Raw genomic sequence first — 22,177 nt, forward strand, 5'->3', positions numbered from 1 at the left:
ACCGATGAGCAGTGAGCAGTACGGACACCAGGGCGAACAGATCGGCGACCGGCTGCGGGCCGCACGCCGGCGCCGCGGGCTGAGCCTGCGGACGCTGGCGGGCCTCTCCGGCCTCTCGGTCGGCTTCCTCTCGATGGTGGAGAACGGCCGCCGCCACCTCGACCGGACCGGCCACATCACGGCGCTGGCGGAGGCGCTGCGGATCGCACCCTCCCAGCTGACCGGGCGGCCCTGCGGGGCGACCGACCCGGGCGGCGGCGGGGCGCACGACGCGATCCCGGCGCTGCGGCTGGCGCTGATGGGGCTGACGGTCGGCGCACCGCCGGACCGGCCGGCGCCGGACGGGCCGGTCGGCGGGCTGGCGGGGCGGGTGGCGGCGGTGAACCGGCTCTACCACGCCTGCGAGTACGGGCGGGTGGCGGCGGCGCTGCCCGGACTGCTGGCCGACCTGCACGCGGCGGTGGACGCGGCCGCCGGGCAGCGGCGCGAGGAGCTGCTGCGGCTGCTGGCGGGCGCCTACCACCCGGCCTGCACCCTGCTGCTGAAGAACCTGGGCTACCCGGACCTGGCGTTCATCGCGGTGACCCGGGCCGCCGAGGCGGTGGCGGAGCTGGACGACCCGCTGCACCGGGCGCTCTCCGGCTTCTTCCACACCCACGTCCTGATGGGCGCGGGCAGCCCGGCCCAGGCGCTCGCCCTGGCCGACCAGGCGGCGGCCGAGCTGGAGGGCCGGCTCTCCGCCCCCGGCGCGGCCGCACTGCTCGGCGAGCTGCACCTGATCCGGGCCGCCTGCCTGACCCAGGACGTCCGCCGCTCGGGCACCGAACGGGCCGGCGAGGTGCGCGAGCACCTGGCGGCGGCGACCGGACTGGCCCAGCTCACCGGGGAGACGAAGGCCTGGCACCTGAACTTCGGGCCCACCAACGTCTCCATCCACCACGTCTCGCTCAACACCGACCTGGGCCGCCACGGCCACGCGGTCGCCGCCGGCGCGGGCGTCACCCCCGCCGTCCTCAACGCCCCGGGCCGCGAAGCCGCCTTCCGCGCCGACCTCGGCCGCTCCCTCGCCCGCCTCCGCGGCCGCGACGCGGACGCCGTCGCCTCCCTGCTCACCGCCGAACGCGTGGCCCCCCAGCGCATCCACGCCAACGCCCTGGTCCGCGAAACCGTCTCCGACCTCCTCGACCGCCAGCTCCCGGCCCACGCCGACCGCGAACTCCGCGGCCTGGCCCACCGCATGGGACTCCGGCACTGAGACGGCGCCGCACCACGGTGACGGGCCGACAACTCGCCCCCCGGCTCCGCGCGTCAGTGCAGGGACGGACCCGCTCCACGCCACATGAGCCACCACCACGTCGCTTCCGCTGCCCGCAAAGAACCTTGTCGGATCATCAGCAGTCCCGGTGTGCCGCGGACCTGCGAAGCGGCGCCCCTGGCGACCGTCAGGCCTGGGAAGCGCCCCAGGTGGCCCTCGGAGGTCTGACGCGAAACCCACCCCAACCCCCGTCCCCCAACCCCTCCGCCGCCTTCCCCGCGGTTCACAGCGGTGAACACCGCAGCGTATTCATCCCACTACCTTTGGTGACGATCGGGCTCGCATGGAGGCCCGGAAGGAGGAGGCTATATGTCCGCCGGGCTGAGCCACAGCTTCCACGTCGTGTCCGCCGACGAACACGTACCCGCTGCCCGCCGGGAGACCAGGAACGTGCTGGCGGCCTGGGGGGTCGACGCCGAGGTGGCGGCCACCGCCTGTCTGATCGTCACCGAGCTGGTGACCAACGTCGTCCGGCATGCCGCGCGCTACTCGCCGACCGCCCGCGTGGTGCTGCGGGCCGACCAGGGCGAGCTGACCATCGCCGTCGCCGACGACCACCCCTTCCGCCCCCGCGCACTCCCCGCCCCCCACGACTCCGGCGGGTGGGGGCTGGCGCTGGTCAAGGGGCTGGTGGAGGAAGCCCAGGGCAGCCACCAGGTGGCAGCCGACCTGGACACCGGCGGCAAGGTGATCGTGATCCGCCTCCCCCTGCTCCCCGCCCCGACGGCTCCCGCCGCTCCCTCCGCTCCGCCCGCCCTGGCGGCGGTGCGGACCGCCGTGCCGCAGTAGCGGCCGGCCGGGCTCAGCGCGCCGCCGGGCCGGTGCTCCCCCGCACCACCAGCTCCGGCTCCAGCAGCCGGGCCGCCCCGCCCGGCGCGGCGCCCTCCGCCACCGCGCGCAGCACCAGTTCGACGGCCTGCCGGGCCATCAGCCGCTTCGGCAGGGCCACCGTGGTCAGCGCCGGCCGGGTCACCCGGGCCTCCGGCACGTCGTCGAGCCCGATCACCGACAGGTCCTCGGGCACCCGGCGCCCGGCCGCCCGGGCGGCCTCCAGGGCGCCCAGCGCCAGCACGTCGTGGGTGGCGAAGAGCGCGGTCGTCGCCGGGTCGGCGGCCAGCGCCGCGGCGGCCACCGCGCACCCGCCGGCCGGAGTCGGCTCGGCGGCGAAGTGCACTGCGCAGTCCGGCAGTTCGGCGCGGAAACCGTCGATCCGCACGCCGTGCGCGGGGCTGGCCAGGACGGCGGGCCGGCGGTGGCCGAGGCCGCGCAGGTGCTGCCCGGCGAGCCGGCCGGCCCGGCGGTAGTCGATGGTGACCACCGGGTGGGTGTCGGGCAGCGCGCTCTCCCAGGCGCAGAGCACCACCGGGAACGGGGCGCCGACCAGCAGCGGCAGGTGCTCGATCAGGTCCTCGTCGCCGGCGATCAGCAGCGCGTCCACCGAGCGGCTGGTGAGGCCGGCCAGGTGGCGCCGGGCGCGTTCGCCGTCCTGCCGGGTGGTGCAGAGCAGCAGGTGGTAGCCGTGGGCGTCGAGCACGTCCTCGGCCTCTTCGATCAGCTCGGCGTAGAAGGAGCCGACCACGGTGGGCACGAAGAGGCCGACCGTCCTGGTGCTGCCGGTGGCCAGCGAGCGGGCCACCAGGTTGGGGGTGTAGCCGAGTTCGTCGATCGCGGCGCGGACCCGGGCGGCGGTGGCGGGGCGGACGGCGACCCGCCCGGAGAGCACGTTGGAGACGGTCTGCTTGGTCACCCCGGCCCGCTCGGCCACGTCCTGCATCGTCACCATGGGGCGGTCCCTCGACTTTACCGGTCCAGCAGCGTCGATCGACCGTAATCCGGTGCCGGAGCACCGTCAAGCGAACCCGGGCCCGGCCGGCCGACGCATTCGCGCAATTCCGCACATCCGGCTGCGCCCTGCCGACGATTACCACAGCGCCGATTGGCGCCCGGCCGCGCCACACCGGGCCGGTGATTTCGATTCTTCTTCATTCCGGATTCGCTATTGCCGCTCGGCATTGTGACGGCAGGCCGCCGATCGCTGTTCCGGCCATGCCATCCGGCACACGCGGCACTCACCCGTGCCACCACCGGCACCGCGGGCCCGCACCGGTCGTGACGCCGCGTCACCAGCCGATATCCGGCGCCACCGCAGTCCGCGACCGGATCGTTTCATTCCGTTCCATCCTTTGACCGATTTCAGTCGAACATGCCCCCTTGGGCCCATTTCTGGGCAACGACTGGGCCCGGCGTCACGATTCCCTGACAGCGACTTCCCCGAAAGCCCTGCTTCCTGGGCCCTTGCTGTGATTTCACTGGACGCTCTCCCAGTGCCCCGGCCCCACCAGCCCTCCTGCGACGACCTCCTGACCGAACGTCAGATGGCATGCGCACCAAGCCGCTTCACCAGGCGCGTCGCACCCGCGCGGCCACCCCGGCAGCTCCGGGGGAGTCGCACCGCACGCCTACGCACGACCCACACAGGACAAGCACCCTGGGCCCACGCAGTGAATCCCGCCCTTCCCGGGCCATTCCTCCGAATCCCCTCTCCGCAGTCTGAGAATTCCTAACTGCGTCTCAAAAGACCAGGCCGGGTGTGCAAGGATGGCCCGCACCGGAAGCAGCGACGCCACCGTGTTTCGAACCCCCGCCGATATCCACGGCCGCTGCTCCGAATAGCACCCTCACTTCACCTTCCACCGCCGCCGCGGACCACCAACCCGGCGGTACTTCACTCACGCACCGAACGAGCAGCACCTCATTCGGGGTCCGGGCGCGTCCGGCACTTCGCCGTTCCCCCGTGCCCGGAACCGGATGAGAACCGGGCCGGCACCACCACAACCGCCGGCCCGCACCACAGCACCAGAACGAGACACGGGCGTCCGCACCGCCCGTCCCGGGGAGGGAACCACCATGGGTCGAGGGACCCGAAGAGCAGCCGCACTCGCCGCGGCCGGCCTGCTGATCACCGTCCTGCCGTCCGCCATCGCGCAGGCCGGCACCAGCGGCAACCGGATCGACCTCAACGTGCTGGTGGTGGACGACGGGGGGCCCGCCACCGCCGCCATCATCGCCGAACTCGCCGGCGAGGGCACGCCGTACACCGTCGTCAACCTGAACGACGCCAACCGGCCGGTGATCGACGCCGCCTTCCTGAGCGACACGGTCAACGGTACGCCGCGGGCGAAGTTCGAGGGCGTCGTGCTGCCCAACAACAACCCGTTCGCCGCGGGCTCCGCCGAGATGACCGCGCTGGCCGCCTTCGAGGCGGCCTTCGGCATCCGCCAGGTCGACGCCTACACCTACGCCCAGCCGGCCGTCGGCCTGAACTGGGCCCAGAACCCGGGCTACATAGGCTCCTTGGACGGCACCCAGGGCGCCGTCACCGCGGCCGGCACGGCCGGCGCGTTCAACTACCTGGCCGGCAGCGTGCCGTTCGAGCAGCCCGACCCGAACGTCAGCACCAGCTACGGCTACCTGGCCACCCCGCTGGCCGCCCAGGCCGCCGGCGCCGCCTTCACCCCGCTGGTGGACGCGCCGATCCCGGGCAGCGCCGCCCGCGGCTCGCTGGTCGGCGAGTTCGACCACGACAGCCGCTCCGAGCTGGTCATCACCTTCGTCTACAACCAGTACCAGCAGCAGTACCGGCTGCTGGCCCGCGGCATCGTGGACTGGGTGACCCAGGGCGTCCACCTCGGTTACGACCGCAACTACTTCGCGGTGCACGTGGACGACCTGTTCCTGGGCGACGACCGCTGGTCCACCACCCTCAAGTGCACCCCCGGCGACGTGACCTGCCCGCCCGGCACCCCGGACACCGGCACCCCGATCCGGATGACCGCCGCCGACGTCACCGCCGCCAAGCAGTGGGAGGCCGCCAACGGCTTCACCCTCGACTGGGCGTTCAACGGCGGTGGCAGCGACGACTGGAAGAGCGACAACAACACCACCAGCGACCCGCTGGTGAACGCCTTCGTGGCGGACCAGTCCTCGTTCCGGTTCATCAACCACACCTACGACCACCCGTTCCTGGGCTGCGTGCAGAACGTCACCGTGGTGCCGTGGCAGTGCACCAAGGACGCCGGCGGCAACACCGTCTGGGTGGACCAGAACACCATCCAGCAGGCGATCACCAAGAACCTCGCCTGGGCGGCCCAGAACGGCCTGCGGATCAACTCCCAGGAGCTGATCACCGGTGAGCACTCCGGCCTGGTGACCACGCCCCAGCAGCCCACCGACAACCCGTACCTGGCGCCGGCGCTGGCCAACACCGGCATCGCGTGGACCGCCAGCGACGCCTCCCGCGAGTACAACCAGCGGGCCGTCGGCAGCAGCACCCTGACCGTGCCGCGCTACCCGATGAACATCTTCTACAACGCGGCCACCCAGGTCGAGGAGACCGACGAGTACAACTGGATCTACAACAGCACCGCCAACGGCGGCAGCGGGATCTGCACCACCTCGTCCAACTCCACCTGCCTGTCCGCGCCGCTGAACGAGCAGACCGGCTACACCTCGTACATCGTGCCGACCGAGACCCGGATCGACCTCGGGCACGTGCTGAGCAACGACCCGCGGCCGCACTTCATCCACCAGTCCAACTTCGCCGAGGACCGGATCGCCTACCCGGTGCTCAACTCGATCCTCAGCACCTACCGCGGGCTGTACAACACCAGCGCCCCGCTGGTGAACCTGCGCGAGTCGGACATCGGCACCGAGCTGCAGCAGCGGGCCGCCTGGAACAGTGCGGTGACGGCCCATCAGGTGACGGCCTACCGGGTCGGCGACACCGTCACCATCGAGGCGCCGGACGGTGTCCAGGCCGAGGCCACCATGCCCAACGGCACGGTCCAGCTGGACCTGGTCGGCACCAGCCCGTTCGGCTCGGCCTACGCGGGCACGCTCTCCGGCTGGGTCTCCCCGGCCACCTTCCAGAGCTCGGTCACCCTGCGGCTCAACGGCTCGGGCGGATCGGTCCTGCACCCGTCCGCCGCGGCCACGCCGGCGGCCAGGCTGGGCATCGGCGCGCCGGTCGGCAAGCTGCCGGTGCCGGCCGGGGCCGCCAAGGCGGTCCCCGCCGGTCCGGGTGACACCCGCCGCACCAAGGGCACCGTGCTGGTGCCCGGCAGCGGTCTGACGGCGCCCGCCAGGAGCGCCGTCACCGGTGCCGCCACGGGCACCGGCAAGGGCAACAACGCGAAGGGCCGCGGCGGCCGCTAGGGCAGCCGCGGGACGAACCGGTGCGGGAACGGTTGGGGGGCCGTTCCCGCACCGGTGGGGTTGGACCCGGCGCGGTGAGCGCGCGCCGGGCCGGGGACAGGGGGGTCGGCATGCGTGTCACCTTGCTCACCGAAGGAACGTATCCGCACCAGCACGGTGGCGTCAGCGTCTGGTGCGACCAGCTGGTCCAGGGGATGCCGGACGTCGAGTTCGACGTCATCGCGGTCACCGGCACCGGCAGCGAGCCGGTGGTCTGGGACCTGCCGGGCAACGTCCGGTCGGTCACCGCGGTGCCGCTCTGGGGCCCGGTGCCGGACGGCCGCGCGCCGCGCCGCCGGGAGCTGCGGCGCTTCCTGGAGTCGTACGAGCGGTTCCTGCACTCGCTGCTGGACCCGCTGTACGCCTCGCACTTCAGCCGCGAGCTGAGCTACTTCGCCGACCTGGCCCGGCGCGGGCTGCTCGGGCCGGCCCTTCGCAGCGAGCAGGCGCTGCGCACCCTGCAGCGGGTCTGGAGCCGCCCGGAGCTGCCCACCGCGGCCGCCCGGCCGACCCTGCACGACGCGCTGAACGCCGGCGACCTGCTGGAGCACGCGCTGCGCCCGCTGGCGGTCCAGCCGCCGCGCTCCGGCGTCTCGCACGCCGCCAGCGGCGGGCTGGCCACGCTGCCCGGGCTGGTCGCCGCCCAGCAGGACTACGTGCCGTTCCTGCTCACCGAGCACGGCGTCTACCTGCGGGAGCGCTACCTCGGCTACCGCACCGGCCCGTACCGCTGGCCGGTCAAGGCGCTGCTGCTGGGCTTCTACCGGATGCTGGCCGAGGAGAGCTACCGGCTGGCCGCCCTGGTCACCCCCGGCAACCAGTACAACCGGCGCTGGGAGGAGCGCGGCGGCACGCCCGCCGGCAACATCCGCACCGTCTACAACGGCGTGGACCCGGCCGCCTTCCCGCCCGCCGGGCCCGAACCCGAGGTGCCGACGCTGAGCTGGGCCGGCCGGGTGGACCCGATCAAGGACCTGGAGACGCTGATCCGGGCCTTCGCCCTGGTCCGGGCCGAGATACCCGACGCCCGGCTGCGGCTGTTCGGCGGCACCCCCAAGGGCGGCGAGGCCTACCGCGACCGCTGCGTGGCGCTGGCAGAGGAGTTGGGCATCAGCGACGCGGTGCACTTCGAGGGCCGGGTGGCCGACATCACCGACGCCTACGCGGCCGGGAACGTGGTGATGCTCTCCAGCATCAGCGAGGGCTTCCCGTTCACCCTGATCGAGGCGATGTCCTGCGGGCGGGCGACCGTCTCCACCGACGTCGGCGGGGTGCGCGAGGCGGTGGGCGACGCCGGACTGGTGGTGCCGCCGCGCGAGCCGGCCCCGATGGCGGCGGCCGCGCTGGAGCTGCTGCGCGATCCCCAGCGGCGGGCGATGCTCGGCGAGCAGGCCCGGATCCGGGTGATCGAGCAGTTCACGCTCCGTCAGAACATCGACGGCTTCCGGGAGATCTACACCGAGCTGCTGCGCGGCGGCACCCCGGCCGTCCGCCCGCTGCTCACCGCGGCGGGAGGTGCGGCATGAGCGGCCCGCTCTACCTGGTGCCGCAGGAGGCGGACCAGCCGGCGGCCTCCGACCGCACCATGCAGCTCTCGCTGCCCTGGCTGCGCCGCGCCCCCGAGGCGCCCGCCCCGCCGCCCCGGGCGGCCGCGCCCGAGCTGAGCGCGGACCCGCTGGACGAGCTGGCGGAGCGGCTCTCCGAGGTGTGCGCCAGCGCGGTGCACCCGTTCGAGATCGCCGCCTTCCTGGAGGCGGACGGCGTCAACGACCAGCAGGCGGCGCTGCGGTACGGCCGGCCGGACGCCTTCACGCTGGCCGAGGAGCTGTTCGCCAAGGTGCCCCGGCACTACCGGGCCACCGCCGCCGCGCCCGCCAACCCCTGGCAGGTCTCGCCCTGGCGCTGCCTGGTGCGCGGGGTGGTCTTCGCGCTGCCCGCGCTGGGCTTCCTGCTGGGCAGCGGCTGGTTCGACCCGCACTACCTGAAGTTCGGCCTGCCGGACGGCGCGGCGGCGCTGGCGGCGGCCACCGTGGTCGGCTGGTCCTGGAACCAGGCGCTGGCGCACCGGACGTACAGCTGGCTGGCCCGCGGCCGGCGGCGGCAGGCCGGGCGCTGCCTGGCGCTCGGCGCGCCGGCCGGCGCGGTGCTGGCGATGGCGGCGGCCTGGGTGGTCGGCGCCGAGCGGCCCGCGCTCTGGTTCACCGGCGGGCAGTGCCTCTACCTGGCGGCGGCCACCGTGCTGCTCTCGCTGGGCCGGGCCCGCTACCTGCTGGCCGGGCTGGCGCCGGTGGCGGCCGGGGCGGCGGCGCTGCTGGTCACCCCGCTCTCCGGGACGGTCCGGGCGGCCGTGCTGACCGGTTCGCTGGCGCTGGTGCTCGGGCTCGCCGCCAAGGCCCTGGCCGGCTGCCTGCGGACCAGCGGCGAGCGCGGCGCCCCGCCCGCCTTCGCCGCCCAACTGCCGCAGGCGGTCTTCGGATTGGCGGCCGGCGTGCTCACCCTGCTGGCCGGCGGCAGCCGCCCCGGGCTGCCGCACGCGGCCGCCTCGCCCTCCGGTCCGGCGATGCTCGCGCTCAGCCTCAGCCTGGGGCTGGCCGAGTGGCTGCTCTACCGCTACCGCGAACTGGCCGTGCGCGCCCTGCACACGGCCACCCGCCCGGCCGAGTTCGCCGGCCGCACGGCCCGCCACCTGGCCGGCTGCCTGCTCGGCTACCTGGCCGCGCTGGCCGCGCTGGACACCGCCGTCACCGGGCTCTGGCCCGGCCTGCCCGCGCCCGGACCCGAGGCGGTGCTGGCGGTCGCCCTGCTGGGCGCCGCGCTCTGGCTGGCCCTGCTGCTGAACGCCTTCGGCCTCGGCTGGACGGTCGCCGCCGGCTGCGCGCTGGGCGCCGCGGCCGAGGTGGCCCTGCTGGCGACCGGAACCGCCCCGGTGGCCGCGCAGTTGATCGGCGGCGGTCTGACCGCCGTACTGCTGGGCGCGGTCGCCGGCCCGGCCCTCGGCCGGGTCACCCCGCACCGCTGAACCACGTTTTCACCCACCACCCGACGATTGCCCGCCGTTCACCACCGGCGGCGGTCAGGAGAACACCACGATGAGCAGCAGCACCGTCGCCGTCACCGGAGCCGAGGGTTTCATCGGCTCCCACCTGGTCGAGACCCTGGTGGCCGACGGCCACCGGGTCCGTGCCATGGTCCAGTACAACTCCTTCTCCTCCTTCGGCTGGCTGGAGGTGCTGGACCCGCAGGTGCTCGACTCGGTGGAGATCGTGCTCGGCGACGTCCGCGACCCCGGCTCCGTCAACGGCCTGGTCACGGGCACCGAGGCGGTCTACCACCTGGCCGCGCTGATCGCGATCCCGTACTCGTACCAGGCGCCGCACTCCTACGTGGACACCAATGTCACCGGCACCCTGAACGTGCTGGAGGCGGTCCGCCACCTGGACGTGCCGCGGCTGGTGCACACCTCCACCAGCGAGACCTACGGCACCGCGCAGACCGTGCCGATCACCGAGGACCACCCGATCAACACCCAGTCGCCGTACGCCGCTTCGAAGGCGGGCGGGGACCGGTTGGCGGACTCCTACCACGCCAGCTTCGGCACCCCGGTGGTCACCCTGCGCCCGTTCAACACCTTCGGTCCACGGCAGTCGATGCGGGCCGTGATCCCCACCGTGATCGCCCAGGTGGCCGCCGGGCAGCGCGAGATCACCCTCGGCGACCTGCGGCCGACCCGGGACTTCATGTTCGTCCGGGACACCGCGGCGGCCTTCCGCACCGTCGGCACCGCGCCCGCCGAGTCGGTGGTCGGCCGTACCTTCAACGCCGGCACCGGGCGGGAGATCTCGATCGGCGACCTGGTCGCGCTGGTCGGCAAGCTGATGGACGCCGACCTGCTGGTGCGCGAGGACGCGCAGCGGATCCGCCCGGCCAACTCCGAGGTGCTGCGGCTGATCGCCGACGCCACCCGGCTGCGGCAGGCCACCGGCTGGGCGCCCGCGCACAGCCTGGAGGAGGGCCTGGAGCAGACCATCGCCTTCTTCCGCGACCCGGCCAACCTGGCCCGCTACAAGACCGACCTGTACAACGTCTGATCCGCTCCCCGGCGCTCCGACCGTCCCCCGGCACTCACCTGCCGACCATCCGAACCTCCTTGGGGAGATCTCCGTGCACGCAGTGATCCTGGCCGGCGGCAAGGGCGTCCGTCTGCGCCCGTACACCACCGCCCTGCCGAAGCCGCTGGTCCCGATCGGCGACCAGCACGCCATCCTCGACATCGTGCTGCGCCAACTCGCCAACTCCGGCTTCGAGTCGGTCACCCTGGCGATCGGCCACCTGGGCCACATCATCCGCGCCTACGTCGGCAACGGCTCCCGCTGGGGGCTGCGCGTGGGCTACGCGGTCGAGGACGTGCCGCTGGGCACCCTGGGCCCGCTGCTGACCATCCAGGACCGGCTGCCCGAGCACTTCCTGGTGATGAACGGCGACATCCTCACCGACCTCGACTACGCCGCGATCCTGCGCCGGCACGAGGTCAGCGGCGCGCCGCTGACCCTGGCCACCTACGGCCGCGAGGTGCGGATCGACTTCGGCGTGCTGACCGCCGACGAGGGCAGCATCACCGGCTTCCAGGAGAAGCCCACCATCGACTACCGGGTCTCGATGGGCATCTACGGCCTCTCCCGGAAGACCCTCGCCGACTACATCCCCGGGCAGCCGCTGGGCTTCGACGAGCTGGTGCTGGACCTGCTGGCCGCGAAGAACCCGCCGGCCGCCTACGAGTTCGACGGCTACTGGCTGGACATCGGCCGGCCCGACGACTACGACCGGGCCAACGAGGAGTTCGACCAGATCAAGCCGCTGCTGCTCGGCCCCCGCCCGGACCGCGCCTGCGTGCAGCAGCTCGGCCCGTCCGCCGTGGAGCCGGACGAGCAGGCCGAGACCGACGGGCGGGCCGCATGAGGATCCTGCTGCTGGGCGCCGACGGCTATCTGGGCCGGCACGCCGCCCGGGCGCTGAGCGCGCTGCCCGCCGCCGAGGTGCTGACCGGTGGACGCCGGCCCTCGCACGACCTGCGGATCGACCTGACGGATGGTCAGATGCCCGCGCTGATGGCCGACCTGGCCGCGCTGGCGCCCGACGCGGTGGTCAACTGCGCCGGGGCGGTGGCCGGGAACGCGCTGCACCTGGCCGAGGTCAACGCCCGCGGCCCGGCGCTGCTCTGCGACGCCATGCTGGCGGCCGCGCCCAAGGCCCGGCTGGTGCACCTGGGTTCGGCCGGCGAGTACGGCGCGGTCCGGCCGGGCGTTCCGCTGGCCGAGGACGCGCCGCTGGCGCCGGTCAGCGCCTACGGGGCGACCAAGCTGGCGGGCAGCCTGGTGGTCGCCACCAGCCGGCTGGACGCGGTGGTGCTGCGGGTGTTCAACCCGGTCGGGCCGGGTGCGCCGGCCCAGTCGCTGCCGGGCCGGCTGGCGCGCGAGCTGCGCCGGGTCGGGCCCGAGGGGCGGGTCCGGCTGGGCGATCTGTCCGCGCACCGGGACTTCGTGGACGCCCGGGACGTGGCGGGCGCCGTGGCGCTGGCCGTCACGGCGGCCGGGCCGCTGCCACGGGTGCTCAACATCGGCAGCGGGTCGGCGCGCCGGGTGCGCGAGCTGGCGCAGGCGCTGACCACGGCCGCCGGGTTCCGCGGCGAGCTGGTGGAGGAGGCCTCGGCCGGGTCGGAGCGCTCGGCGGCGGTCTCCTGGCAGCAGGCCCAGGTGGGCGCGGCGGCCGAGGCGCTGGGCTGGCGGCCGACCACGCCGCTGGAGCAGTCGGCGGCCGACCTGTGGGCGGAGAGCCTGGCCGGGGCGGGTGCGCGGTGAGCGCCCCGCAGATGCCCCGGTTACTCGTCCCGCTCTACGTCCACCCGGCCGTCGACCCGGGGGCCTGGCAGGCGGTGGCGGCGGCCGGCCCGTCCCGGGTGGCCGCCGTGGTGCTCAACGTGGCCGACGGGCCGGGCGCCGCGCCCGACCACGTCTTCACCGACGCGGCGGCCCTGCTCCGCGCCTCGGGCATCCGGCTGCTCGGCTACAGCGACACCGACTACGGCCGCCGGGCGCATGCCGCCGTGGTGGAGGACCTGCTGCGCTACCAGGACTGGTACGGGGTGGACGGCGTCTACTTCGACCAGGTCGCCGAGCACCCCGCCGCCCTCACCCACTACCGCCGCCTGATCACGGCCGCTCGCGCGGCCGGATGTGGCACGGTAGTGCTCGGGCACGGGACGCACCCGGATGCCGGGTACGCGGAAGTCGGGCTGGCCGACCTCCTGGTCACGTTCGAAGGGGACTGGGATGCCTACCAGGATCTGGTCCCCCCGGTCTGGACCGGCCGGCACCCGCCCTCGCGGTTCTGCCACCTGGTCTACGACGTGCCGGCCGACCGCACGGACGCCTTCGCCAAGCTCGCCACCGCCCACCGCGCGGGCCTCGCCTGCGCCGTGCCGACCCCGCAACCCAACCCTTGGACCGCCCTCCCCCTGGGCCTGACCCGCTACTGAGGCCTTCCCCGTGACCTTCCCCGGCGCACGCACCCGCTCCAGCCTCACCCGGGCGGCCGCCGCACCACGTCCGCGGAGCGCCCGGGCGCTGCTCGGCCGCGCCGCGGCCGCCACCGCGCTGCTGCTGCTCACGGCCTGCTCCTCCACCGCCGCCCCGGCTCCGGAGGGCGCCCCCGCGCCCTCGGGTGCCGGGGCGGCGGCGCCCTCGGCGGGCTCCCCGGCATCGGCCTCCCCAGCACCGGAGTCACCGGCACCGGCGTCACCGTCAGCCGCGGCCTCCGCCGCACCCGCGAAGTCCTCGGCGCCTCCCGCCTCCTCGGCGGCTCCGGCCACCCCCGCCGCCCCCGCGGCCCCGGTGCCCGCCGGCACCGTCTGGCACCCCTCCCCCGGCACCCCCTGGCAGTGGCAGCTCACCACCCCCGTCGACCGGTCCGTCGACGTCCCGGTCTACGACATCGACGGCTTCGAGAACGACGCCTCGGTCGTCGCCGCCCTGCACGCCGAGGGCCGCAAGGTGATCTGCTACGTCAACGCCGGCGCCTGGGAGGACTTCCGCCCGGACGCCTCCTCCTACCCCACCGCCCTGCGCGGCTCCACCGACGGCTGGAACGGCGAACGCTGGCTCGACATCCGCCAGTTGTCCGCCCTGCGCCCGCTCCTCGCGGCCCGCTTCGACCTCTGCCGCGGCAAGGGCTTCGACGCCGTCGAGCCCGACCTCCTGGAGGGCTACGCCAACTCCACCGGCTTCCCGCTCACCGCCGCCGACCAGCTCGCCTTCAACCGCATGGTCGCCGACCTGGCCCATCAGCGCGGCCTCGCCGTCGCGTTGAAGAACGACCTCGGCCAGATCCCGGACCTGGTCGGCGACTTCGACTTCGCCATCGACGAGCAGTGCGCCGAGTTCAAGGAGTGCGACTCGCTGACCCCGTTCGTCAAGGCCGGCAAGGCGGTCCTGCACGTGGAGTACAACGTCGCCCCCGCCGACTTCTGCTCCCAGACCACCCGACTGGGCTTCAGCTCCATGGCCAAGCACCTCAAGCTCGACGCCTGGCGGCAGGCCTGCTGAGCCGCCACTCCTTGACTCAACCTTGCGTCATTCCTCTTGTTTTACCGGTCAAATGCGCCGTACGGTACAGGCCTGAACGTCGAACCCCCACGACGGAGCACCCATGCCTACTTCCCGTCAGCGCCTGAGCGCTGCCCTCGGCACCTTCACCCTCGCGCTCGCCCTGGCCGCCGCCACCCCGGCAACCGCCGCGCCGGCCGCCACCCGGGCCACCCCCGCCTACACCGTCACCACCTCCTCGACCACCCCCTACTCGCTCCCCGACGACACCCCGGCCGTCCCGTACCTCGACAAGGACGGCACCTTCTACTTCCAGCAGTCCCACTCCCTCTACGGCGCCACCGACTCCCGCCAGTGGGACTTCTTCACCGGCGGAGACTTCGACACCGCCACCCGCTCCAGCGCGATCAGCGACGCGGTCAACCCGGCCAACTCCCAGGACCGCAACAACGACACCACCTGGCGCTGCGACAACAGCCCCACCGGCCGCACCGCCACCCGGGCCCCGGCCGGCTCCGGCTACGCCCAGCCGAACTACTGCGACCTGTCCGGCGTCTGGGTCGACCCCGACACCGGCGACTGGTACGGCCTGGTGCACAACGAGTTCACCCCCCAGCCCTTCGGCGACGGCATCCACTTCGACGCCATCGACTACGCCGTCTCCACCGACCAGGGCCGGACCTGGTCCATCAAGGACCACGCGATCACCTCGCCGTACAGCACCACCCGCGGCGACACCACCGCCTTCCCGCAGCAGACCTACTACTACGGCGACGGCGACCAGCGGCTCTTCACCGACTACGCCTCCGGCTACTTCTACCTCTTCTACGGCTCCCGGATCGTCGACAAGAACGGCAGCTGGGGCGACTTCCTCTCGCACGTGGCCCGCGCGCCGATCTCCGCCAAGATGGCGCCCGGCAGTTGGCAGAAGTGGTACGACGGCGCCTGGTCCCAGCCCGGCACCGGCGGCCTGGAGAGCGACCTGGTCCCGGCCGACGCCACCCACCCGACCGGCTACCTCCCGCCCGCCGCGGAGTACTCCCCCAGCACCCCCGGCACGGTGAGCCAGCAGCTCGCCGCCGGCACCCTGGCGCCCACCTCCCCGCTCTTCGTCATGAACATCACCTACGACGCCTACCTGGGCCTCTACCTCGGCACCCCGCAGGCCGTCGACCAGAGCGGCAACGCCCCGCAGCAGATCTACGCCACCCGCGACCTCGGCACCGAGCAGTGGCAGTTGATCGGCGACACCGGCGGCTACCACACCGCCTCCTGGTACCGCTGGTTCCTGGACGGCGCCAGCCGCACCGGCTCGACCATCGTCGGCAAGAGCTTTCGCATGTACTGCGCGTTCGGCTGCTCGGGCAACTCCTCCGGCGAGTACGTGAACACCACCGTCGACACCGCCGCCCCGGCCCCCGCACCGTTCGACCCGGCGAAGACCTACCGGATCACCACCGGCACCGGCACCGCCCTCGGCGGCTCCTCGGCCACCTGGTCCTTCTCCCCGGTCGGCGACGGCTCCTACCTGCTCACCGACGCCGCCACCGGCCGCCATCTCGGCGTCGACACCTCCGGCAACGCCGGCCGCGCCTGGGGCGCCGCGCCCTCCGAGAGCACCGCCACCGGCGTCGGCCAGCAGTGGTTCGTCCAACCGGCGGGCACCGCCTACCGCTTGGTCAACCGCTACAGCGGCCTGGTGCTCGCCCTCAACGGCTCCACCGCCGAAACCACCCCGCTGCGCACCTGGACCGACACCACCGGCTCCCCGGTCGGCGCCGGCCGCACGGCCGCCCAGCAGACCCTCACCATCACCCCGGCCGGCACCGTCACGGGCATCACCGGCGCCCACACCCTGTCCACGGGCGGCAAGGCCCTGGACGACCCCGGCCACAGCACCGCCACCGGCACCCAACTCATCACCTGGACTCTGAACGGCGGCGCCAACCAGAACTGGCAGTTCACCCAACAGGCGGACGGCAGCTACCAGCTGGCCAACGCCGAGTCCGGCCTCTGCGCCGACGTCTACGGCGGCTCCACGGCTGCGGGCGCCAAGGTGGTCCAGTGGACCTGCACCGGCGGTACCAACCAGCACTGGCGGCTGAGCCGGGGCGCGGACGGCCGGTACACCGTGACCTCGGTGAAGAGCGGGCTGGTGCTCACCACCGCGGGAACGGCTGACGGATCGTCGGTGACCCAGCAGGCGGACACCGGGTCGGCGCTGCAGCGCTGGACCCTGAGCTGAGCTGACCTGAGGCGGGGTGGGCCGCGATCCGGCCCACCCCGCCGGCACGTCGTCGCCGCGCGGGCATCGACCGGCGACCCGACCGTGAGCCCTGACCGCGCGGCCCCGCCCTACCGCCCCGCCGCCGGCGCCGCCGACCAGCCGCGCGCGGTGCGCAGCGCGGTGAGGGCCAGCAGCACCAGGGCAGCCTCCACCGCCAGGGCGACCAGGCCCAGCGGCTCGGTCCAGTTGCCCTTGTCGTCGGAGTAGTCGGGCAGCCCCGGGCCACGGGAGAGCACGAAGCCGATCAGCGGGCCGAGCCCGACGCCGGCCGCGAGCAGCCAGGCCGGCGCGGCCGGGATCCGGCGGCCGGCCAGCAGCACCAGCACGGCGGCGACCAGGCCCAACGCCTCCAGCAGGTAGTACCCGGCGCCGACGTAGCCGGGCGTCTTGTCTCCCGGGAAGCCGCCCTGGTCCTGCACGTGTATCCAGGCGACGGCGAGGCAGAGCAGCGCGGCGGACGCGGAACGGAGCGTGGGCATGGTGCCTCCGGGGGCGTGGGGGGATGCGGACTGGACGCGGCGCGTGTCACGCGCCGCCCGGACCAGCCTGCCGCCCACGGAGTTGACTGACCATCGCCAAAGGCTCTGAATCGCCTCTGACTATGCTCTCGGTTCCTTCTGAACGGGCGTCAGTCCACCGCGCCCGCAGCAGTGGCCCGGCGTCAGCCCAGCCCGTCCACCGCTCCCCTGACCCTGTCCGCGACCGCCGCGGGCATCGGCACGTACCCCTTGCCGCCGATCGCCTGCTGCGCGGGGGCCGAGGCGGCGTAGGAGAGGAAGGACTTCAGCGCGCCCAGGGTGGCGGGCTTGTTGCCCTTGTCGCAGACCACCTCGTAGGTGACCAGCACGATCGGGTAGGCCTGCTCGGCCTTGGTGCCGTAGTCCAGCTTCAGCGCCAGGTCGCCGTCGGTCCCGACCACGGTGGACCCGGCCAGCGTGACGGCCGCCTCCTCGGCGGTGGCCCGGGCCGGCCGGGCGGCGCCGGTGGCGATCTCGGCGCTCCTCAGGCCGCTCTGCCGGCTGTAGGAGAGCTCCAGGTAGCCGATCGCGTTCTTCACCTGCCGCACCTGTGCCGAGATCCCGGCGCTGCCGGTGGCGGACTGGCCGCCCTGGCCCCGCCAGGCCTTGTCGGGCTGGTACGGCCAGGCGCCGCCGGAGGCGGTGGCGAGGTAGGAGCTGAGGTTGAAGGTGGTGCCGGAGTCGTCCGACCGGTGGAAGCTGATGATGCCGGCGTCCGGCAGCGCGGCGCCGGGGTTGAGGGCGGCGATCGCCGGGTCGTTCCACCGGCTGATCTGCGAGTCGAAGATCCTCGCCAGGGTGGGCGCGTCCAGCACCAGGCGGTCCACGCCGTCCAGGCTGTAGACGATCGAGACCAGCCCGGCGACCATCGGCAGGTCGATCGCGCGGCCGCCGCGGCAGGCCGCCCCGGAGGCCGCCACGTCGGCGGGCTTGAGCGCGAAGTCGGTGCCGGCGAAGGCCACCTTGCCCTGGTTGAACTGCTGCACACCGGTCCCTGAGCCGCCACCGCCGTAGCTGACCTGGGTCCCGGTGCAGACGGCGGAGTAACCGGTGCGCCAGAGGTCGATGGCCGGGCTCTGCGCGGTGGAGCCGGCGGCGAGCAGCGGGGACTGCCTGGCGGCGCAGCCGATCCCGGCGGTGGGTACGCCGGCGGCACTCGCCCCGTTGTCGTCGGTGCCGCAGCCGGCCGCGGCCGGCAGGACGGCCAGCAGGGCGGCCCCGGAGGCCAGGGCGCGGGCCCGGCTGCTGCGCTGATCCATCGTGAGCTGGCTCTCCCCCGTGCGGCGGTCTCCCGCACAGTGGTATCCGCCGCACCGCCCGCCACCGGGCTCCCACGCCGCCCCGCCACCCGAACGAGGCAGGCCCCCGAGCGGTTCCGGATGTCGGCCAGAGTTCACGAACTGGGAGCCAACCGGCCGCGAGTCCTTCGATCAGTAGGCAACCTTCTGAACAGATAGGAAAATGAAAGGCGTCAGTCACGTTTGGGTGTAGAATCGAAGCACCAGGGCGGCTCCGGGGCACGGGATCAGAGGGATTCCGGCTCTCCGCCCAGTACAAGGGGGATCCACCATGTCGTACCAGCTCGACACCGCCCGCGCGACCATCGACGAGCGCCTGCGGGAGGCCCGCGACTACCGCCTGGCCCGCGCCCTGCGGCTCAAGTACCGCGCCGAGCGCACCTCGCAGCGCGCCCGCAAGGCCCTGACCGACCTCAGCGCGTGAGCACCCGCCCCACGACGGGCCGTCACCGATCCACCGGTGACGGCCCGTTCCGCGTTCACTGCTGGTAGGAGGCCGCCGGCGGTCCGGCCACGGTGCCCAGGTAGGGCTCCAGCCAGTGGTCGTAACTGGCCGTCCAGGCACCGCTGCTGCGGTAGTCCTCCAGCACCTGGTTGACCCGGGCCAGCAGGTCGGTGTCACCGAGGTTGACCCCGACGCCGAAGTACTTGTCGCTGTACGGGTGGTCGACCAGCCGCACCGAGGCGTCCTGCGCGACCAGCGCCGCGCCGTACGCGCCGTCGGTGAAGATGGCGTCGGCGTCGCCGAGTTGGAGCTGCACCAGGCAGTCCACCTCGTTGCCCACCTTGACCACCCCCGCGTTCCCGTGCGGGTTGGCCGCGATCTCCGCCTCCTCCGTGGCCCCGGCCGTCACGCAGACCCGCTGCCCGCGCAGCGCCTGGTCCAGGTTCTGCGCCTTGGAGGTGGCCCGCACGATCGCCTGGTGGCCGGTGTGGAAGTAGGCGGTGGACATCCCGATCTGCTTCTTGCGGTCGCAGGTCAGCGCCAGGGCCCGCACCACCAGGTCCACCCGGTGGCTCTGCAGCGCCGGTATCCGGTCGGCCGCCGGGATGCTGATGAACTGCACGGCGTCCGGGCTGCCGGCCAGCGCCTTGGCCAGGGCGTGCACCAGGTCGATGTCGAAGCCCTCCAACTGCCCGGTCACGGTGTCGCGCGCGCCCCAGTGGAAGGCGTTCTGGTCCACCCCGACCACCAGCTTGCCGCGCTGCTGGATCGTCCTGACCCACCCTCCGTTCGCCGTCCCGCTCGGCGGCACGCTCCTGGTCGGGTCACAGGAGGTGTCGTCCGCCTGCACCACCCGGCCGCCCTCCGACGGCGGCAGCGCCGCCGCCGGTCCGCTCCCCCCGGCGGCCGGCCCCCCGGCCGTCCCGCATGCGGCGAGCAGCGAGACCGCCGCCACCGCCGTCCCCCAACGCCTCGCCCGGACCTGGATCTTCTCCATACGACATCTTCCGCACGGTCGAATGACGCATCATCGGACCAGCACCAAACGTCGGGTTAACGACCCGTCACAGCTCCTCACGCCCCGCGCCCTTCAGCGCCAGCCGGGCGTAGGCCCGGACGTCCGCGTCGGAGTCCGCCAGCCGCTCGCGCAGCGCCCGGACCGCCGACTTGCGCACGTCCACGTGCGGATCGCCCAGCCCCAGCAGCGGCCCGAGCGCACCACCCGCACCTCGCGCGCCGGGTCCCCGGCGGCGCCGGCCGGCTCCGCCGCCGCGTCCGGCGCGACCAGCCCGCGCACCGCCGCCGGCCGCACCGGGTCGCCGGTCGGCACGGGCTGTGCGAGCGTGGGAGGCATCAGCCGGGAGCCACCGAGGAGAGGAGAGCCGCGATGTCGTCGAAGCGACGCCGGAAGAAGAAGGCACGGGCCAGGCGCGGAGCCAACCACGGCCGCCGCCCCCAGTGCTGACCGCCCTGAGGCGCTGATCCCCGAGCGGGGTCGGCGCCTCAGTCCGTGCCCGCCGCGCGCAGCCCGGCAGCGGCCACCCGCTCGGGCGCCCCACCCCCGGGCCCAATCGCGTCCGCCATCCCCGAGGTACCGCCCGTTGCTCCGCCGGGCTCTCGACCACCCCGGCGAAACAGCCGCCACCGCGCCCCGGCCTCCCGGTGGACGGCGGGCAAGGCGGCCGGCCGGGGATTCGCAGGCAACGAAGTATCCCGCGCGATCGCACCGGCCCCACCCGTCCACCGGCCGAACCTCCCGTACGGGACGGCCCCCGCCCCGGGGGCTGACGCCGGCTCAGCCGATGGTCATCAACCTCCTGATCGACATCAGATGACTGCCGATGCTCCAGGCCTTGTAGGATCGCGCCCATGGGAATGCCGCTCAGCGAACGCCTCGGGGTCGACATCCACCGCGCCGAGCTGGAGCTGATGGCGGCCAAGCGGGCCGCCGTCGAGCCCGCCGGCCTGACGGTGCCGCAGTACGCCGCGCTCTTCACCATCGCCGAGAACGCCGGGATCAGCGGCGCCGCACTGGCCCGCAGCTGCCAGGTCACCCCGCAGGCGATGGCCGTGGTGCTGCGCCACCTGACCGAGCGCGGGCTGGTGGAGCGGGCACCGCACCGCTGGCACGGCAATGTGCTGGAGACCCGGCTGACCGAGGCCGGCCGCACCGCGCTGGCACTGGCCGACGAGCGGGCCGGCGAGATCGAGCGGGCGATGGCCGAGGAGCTGGACGAGGCCGAGCGGGCCCAGCTGCGCGCGCTGCTGGGCCGCTGCACGGCGGCGATCGACCGCGCGGCGCAGGCCCAGCGGCAGCGCGGGGTCTGAGGGCCCTTCAGGACTCCCGCGGCGCGGTGCGCAGCTTCAGCGGCCGGCCCCGGCGGGCCATCTCCGCCTCGAAGAGCCGCTGGAACTCCAGCGACGCGCCGTCCAGCTCGATCGGCGCGTCGCTGTCCAGGTCCACCCCCTGGGCGCGCAGCTTCTGGTCCGTCACCATCACCGGGTCCTCCGGGTCCGGGTCGGAGCGGCGCGGCCCCTCCGGGCCGTCCGGGCCGATCCGCACCGCCCGCTCCACCCGGACCACCCGCATCAGCCGGTCCGCCACCGGCAGCTCGTCGCAGCCCTCGGCCTCCAGCCGGTCGGCGGCCGCGGTGTAGACGGCGCGCTCCTGCTCGCTGAGCCCCCGGTAGACCGGCTCGCCGACCCGCAGGTTCATCGAGAGCACGTCCCGGGCCCGGAACGGGGTGGGCACCTCGGCGAACCCGCGCGGCTGCCAGCTGCCCGCCACCCGCTCGGCCAGCGTGAACCCGGCCGGCAGCAGCACCACGCCGGGGTGGGTCTCCCGGGCCGCCAGCGCGTCCTCGTGGATCTCCTCGGAGTGGCGCACCCGGCCGGGCAGCAGCCGCATCAGGTCACTGCGCAGGATGCCCTCGGACATCCCGCAGGGGGTGGCGGGGTCGATCACGAAGCCGGTCAGCGGGTCCGGCGTGTCGCTCTCGCGGCCCTCGGGGACGCCGGGGTCGTCGGTGGAGCGCGGCGGCTCCGGCCCGTCCTCGCCGAACCGGACGAACCGCTCGACCCGGATCACCCGGTGGCGGCCGTCCAGCTCCACCTCGTCGATCTTCTCCCAGTCCAGCCGCTCGGCGACCGCCCGGTAGCGCTCGGCGGTGTCCCGGTCCCCCGCCTCCTCCGCCCGGGCGGCCTTGCGCCTGGCCTCGAAGCCCAGGCACTCCCGGGCGTCCTGCGGGGAGGTGGCCAGCGAGGAGAGCAGCTCCCAGCCGCCCTCCTCGCGCTCCCGGGCGACCCCGAACACCGGAGCGCCCGCCGAGCTGATGTCCGGATGGGTGCCCCGGGCCTGCCAGGCCTCCACATCGGCGAGTTCGGCCACCGGAGTGTCCGGTGCGGTGACCCTGATGGTCAGGTAACCAGGGGCGTTGTCAGCGAAGTTCACCATGGCGCACAT

The 22,177-nt window shown here is 74.0% G+C and carries 17 protein-coding genes and 1 pseudogene; 13 read left to right on the forward strand and 5 right to left on the reverse strand.

Annotated features, from left to right (window positions below):
• Nucleotides 1-4 precede the first annotated feature (4 nt).
• Nucleotides 5-1,255: a helix-turn-helix domain-containing protein gene (locus ACFYNO_RS26485; protein ID WP_388017414.1), complete on the forward strand. Its 1,251-nt coding sequence runs from the start codon at nucleotides 5-7 to the stop codon at nucleotides 1,253-1,255.
• A 369-nt stretch (nucleotides 1,256-1,624) separates the two neighbouring features.
• Nucleotides 1,625-2,104, forward strand: coding sequence for an ATP-binding protein (locus ACFYNO_RS26490; RefSeq protein ID WP_388017417.1), 480 nt, complete (start codon nucleotides 1,625-1,627; stop codon nucleotides 2,102-2,104).
• Between the two features lie 13 nt (nucleotides 2,105-2,117).
• Here ACFYNO_RS26490 and ACFYNO_RS26495 read toward each other — a convergent pair whose 3' ends face one another.
• Nucleotides 2,118-3,098, reverse strand: coding sequence for a LacI family DNA-binding transcriptional regulator (locus ACFYNO_RS26495; RefSeq protein WP_388017420.1), 981 nt, complete (start codon nucleotides 3,096-3,098; stop codon nucleotides 2,118-2,120).
• A 1,124-nt stretch (nucleotides 3,099-4,222) separates the two neighbouring features.
• Here ACFYNO_RS26495 and ACFYNO_RS26500 point away from each other — a divergent pair.
• The 9 genes and pseudogenes from ACFYNO_RS26500 (at nucleotide 4,223) to ACFYNO_RS26540 (ending at nucleotide 16,411) form a co-directional block, all read left to right on the forward strand.
• Nucleotides 4,223-6,529: a hypothetical protein gene (locus ACFYNO_RS26500; RefSeq protein WP_388017423.1), complete on the forward strand. Its 2,307-nt coding sequence runs from the start codon at nucleotides 4,223-4,225 to the stop codon at nucleotides 6,527-6,529.
• Nucleotides 6,530-6,639: 110 nt separating this feature from the next.
• Nucleotides 6,640-8,094: a GT4 family glycosyltransferase PelF gene (pelF, locus tag ACFYNO_RS26505; RefSeq protein ID WP_388017426.1), complete on the forward strand. Its 1,455-nt coding sequence runs from the start codon at nucleotides 6,640-6,642 to the stop codon at nucleotides 8,092-8,094.
• Nucleotides 8,091-9,587, forward strand: a complete 1,497-nt coding sequence (locus ACFYNO_RS26510) for a hypothetical protein (RefSeq protein ID WP_388017429.1) — start codon at nucleotides 8,091-8,093, stop codon at nucleotides 9,585-9,587. The genes pelF and ACFYNO_RS26510 overlap by 4 nt, the downstream gene beginning before the upstream one ends.
• Before the next feature lie 70 nt (nucleotides 9,588-9,657).
• Entirely contained in the window at nucleotides 9,658-10,656 is a 999-nt protein-coding gene (locus ACFYNO_RS26515; protein ID WP_388017432.1) for a GDP-mannose 4,6-dehydratase, read from the forward strand.
• 73 nt (nucleotides 10,657-10,729) lie between these two features.
• Nucleotides 10,730-11,431: pseudogene (locus ACFYNO_RS26520) on the forward strand (NDP-sugar synthase); the annotation flags it as partial.
• An 89-nt stretch (nucleotides 11,432-11,520) separates the two neighbouring features.
• Nucleotides 11,521-12,423, forward strand: a complete 903-nt coding sequence (locus tag ACFYNO_RS26525) for an NAD-dependent epimerase/dehydratase family protein (RefSeq protein WP_388017435.1) — start codon at nucleotides 11,521-11,523, stop codon at nucleotides 12,421-12,423.
• A gap of 11 nt (nucleotides 12,424-12,434) precedes the next feature.
• Nucleotides 12,435-13,100, forward strand: a complete 666-nt coding sequence (locus ACFYNO_RS26530; protein WP_388017438.1) for a spherulation-specific family 4 protein — start codon at nucleotides 12,435-12,437, stop codon at nucleotides 13,098-13,100.
• Nucleotides 13,101-13,110: 10 nt separating this feature from the next.
• Nucleotides 13,111-14,166: an endo alpha-1,4 polygalactosaminidase gene (locus ACFYNO_RS26535; RefSeq protein ID WP_388017441.1), complete on the forward strand. Its 1,056-nt coding sequence runs from the start codon at nucleotides 13,111-13,113 to the stop codon at nucleotides 14,164-14,166.
• Nucleotides 14,167-14,269: 103 nt separating this feature from the next.
• Complete coding sequence (locus ACFYNO_RS26540) at nucleotides 14,270-16,411, forward strand: RICIN domain-containing protein (protein WP_388017444.1); 2,142 nt, start codon at nucleotides 14,270-14,272, stop codon at nucleotides 16,409-16,411.
• 110 nt (nucleotides 16,412-16,521) lie between these two features.
• Here the strand turns inward: ACFYNO_RS26540 and ACFYNO_RS26545 are convergent, their stop codons facing one another.
• Nucleotides 16,522-16,932, reverse strand: coding sequence for a hypothetical protein (locus ACFYNO_RS26545; protein WP_388017447.1), 411 nt, complete (start codon nucleotides 16,930-16,932; stop codon nucleotides 16,522-16,524).
• 182 nt (nucleotides 16,933-17,114) lie between these two features.
• On the reverse strand, nucleotides 17,115-18,230 hold the full coding sequence (gene pstS / locus ACFYNO_RS26550; RefSeq protein ID WP_388017450.1) for a phosphate ABC transporter substrate-binding protein PstS: 1,116 nt from the start codon (nucleotides 18,228-18,230) through the stop codon (nucleotides 17,115-17,117).
• Nucleotides 18,231-18,540: 310 nt separating this feature from the next.
• On the opposite strand from pstS, the gene ACFYNO_RS26555 reads away from it, so the two are divergent.
• A complete protein-coding gene (locus ACFYNO_RS26555) occupies nucleotides 18,541-18,693 on the forward strand; it encodes a hypothetical protein (protein ID WP_388017453.1) in 153 nt (50 codons plus the stop codon).
• Between the two features lie 55 nt (nucleotides 18,694-18,748).
• Here ACFYNO_RS26555 and ACFYNO_RS26560 read toward each other — a convergent pair whose 3' ends face one another.
• Nucleotides 18,749-19,711 carry a transporter substrate-binding domain-containing protein gene (locus tag ACFYNO_RS26560; protein ID WP_388017456.1) on the reverse strand — a complete coding sequence of 321 codons (963 nt, stop codon included), beginning with the start codon at nucleotides 19,709-19,711 and terminating at the stop codon, nucleotides 18,749-18,751.
• Nucleotides 19,712-20,583: 872 nt separating this feature from the next.
• Here ACFYNO_RS26560 and ACFYNO_RS26565 point away from each other — a divergent pair.
• The gene (locus tag ACFYNO_RS26565) at nucleotides 20,584-21,042 is read left to right on the forward strand and encodes a MarR family winged helix-turn-helix transcriptional regulator (RefSeq protein WP_388017459.1); all 459 of its coding nucleotides are present in this window, start codon (nucleotides 20,584-20,586) and stop codon (nucleotides 21,040-21,042) included.
• Nucleotides 21,043-21,049: 7 nt separating this feature from the next.
• Here the strand turns inward: ACFYNO_RS26565 and ACFYNO_RS26570 are convergent, their stop codons facing one another.
• Complete coding sequence (locus ACFYNO_RS26570) at nucleotides 21,050-22,168, reverse strand: DUF5954 family protein (RefSeq protein ID WP_388017462.1); 1,119 nt, start codon at nucleotides 22,166-22,168, stop codon at nucleotides 21,050-21,052.
• Nucleotides 22,169-22,177: the final 9 nt, after the last annotated feature.

Origin of the sequence: Kitasatospora sp. NPDC006697 (genome assembly GCF_042869935.1) — a bacterium.
Classification (GTDB): Bacteria; Actinomycetota; Actinomycetes; order Streptomycetales; family Streptomycetaceae; genus Kitasatospora.

Excerpts from the sequence above, each read along its gene's own strand:
- ACFYNO_RS26495 (WP_388017420.1), bottom strand. The coding sequence starts at position 3,098 with ATGGTGACGATGCAGGACGTGGCCGAGCGGGCCGGGGTGACCAAGCAG.
- pelF (WP_388017426.1), top strand. The coding sequence starts at position 6,640 with ATGCGTGTCACCTTGCTCACCGAAGGAACGTATCCGCACCAGCACGGT.
- ACFYNO_RS26560 (WP_388017456.1), bottom strand. The coding sequence starts at position 19,711 with ATGGAGAAGATCCAGGTCCGGGCGAGGCGTTGGGGGACGGCGGTGGCG.
- ACFYNO_RS26510 (WP_388017429.1), top strand. The coding sequence starts at position 8,091 with ATGAGCGGCCCGCTCTACCTGGTGCCGCAGGAGGCGGACCAGCCGGCG.
- ACFYNO_RS26515 (WP_388017432.1), top strand. The coding sequence starts at position 9,658 with ATGAGCAGCAGCACCGTCGCCGTCACCGGAGCCGAGGGTTTCATCGGC.
- pstS (WP_388017450.1), bottom strand. The coding sequence starts at position 18,230 with ATGGATCAGCGCAGCAGCCGGGCCCGCGCCCTGGCCTCCGGGGCCGCC.
- ACFYNO_RS26555 (WP_388017453.1), top strand. The coding sequence starts at position 18,541 with ATGTCGTACCAGCTCGACACCGCCCGCGCGACCATCGACGAGCGCCTG.
- ACFYNO_RS26540 (WP_388017444.1), top strand. The coding sequence starts at position 14,270 with ATGCCTACTTCCCGTCAGCGCCTGAGCGCTGCCCTCGGCACCTTCACC.
- ACFYNO_RS26570 (WP_388017462.1), bottom strand. The coding sequence starts at position 22,168 with ATGGTGAACTTCGCTGACAACGCCCCTGGTTACCTGACCATCAGGGTC.
- ACFYNO_RS26485 (WP_388017414.1), top strand. The coding sequence starts at position 5 with ATGAGCAGTGAGCAGTACGGACACCAGGGCGAACAGATCGGCGACCGG.
- ACFYNO_RS26545 (WP_388017447.1), bottom strand. The coding sequence starts at position 16,932 with ATGCCCACGCTCCGTTCCGCGTCCGCCGCGCTGCTCTGCCTCGCCGTC.
- ACFYNO_RS26565 (WP_388017459.1), top strand. The coding sequence starts at position 20,584 with ATGGGAATGCCGCTCAGCGAACGCCTCGGGGTCGACATCCACCGCGCC.
- ACFYNO_RS26500 (WP_388017423.1), top strand. The coding sequence starts at position 4,223 with ATGGGTCGAGGGACCCGAAGAGCAGCCGCACTCGCCGCGGCCGGCCTG.
- ACFYNO_RS26530 (WP_388017438.1), top strand. The coding sequence starts at position 12,435 with ATGCCCCGGTTACTCGTCCCGCTCTACGTCCACCCGGCCGTCGACCCG.
- ACFYNO_RS26525 (WP_388017435.1), top strand. The coding sequence starts at position 11,521 with ATGAGGATCCTGCTGCTGGGCGCCGACGGCTATCTGGGCCGGCACGCC.
- ACFYNO_RS26490 (WP_388017417.1), top strand. The coding sequence starts at position 1,625 with ATGTCCGCCGGGCTGAGCCACAGCTTCCACGTCGTGTCCGCCGACGAA.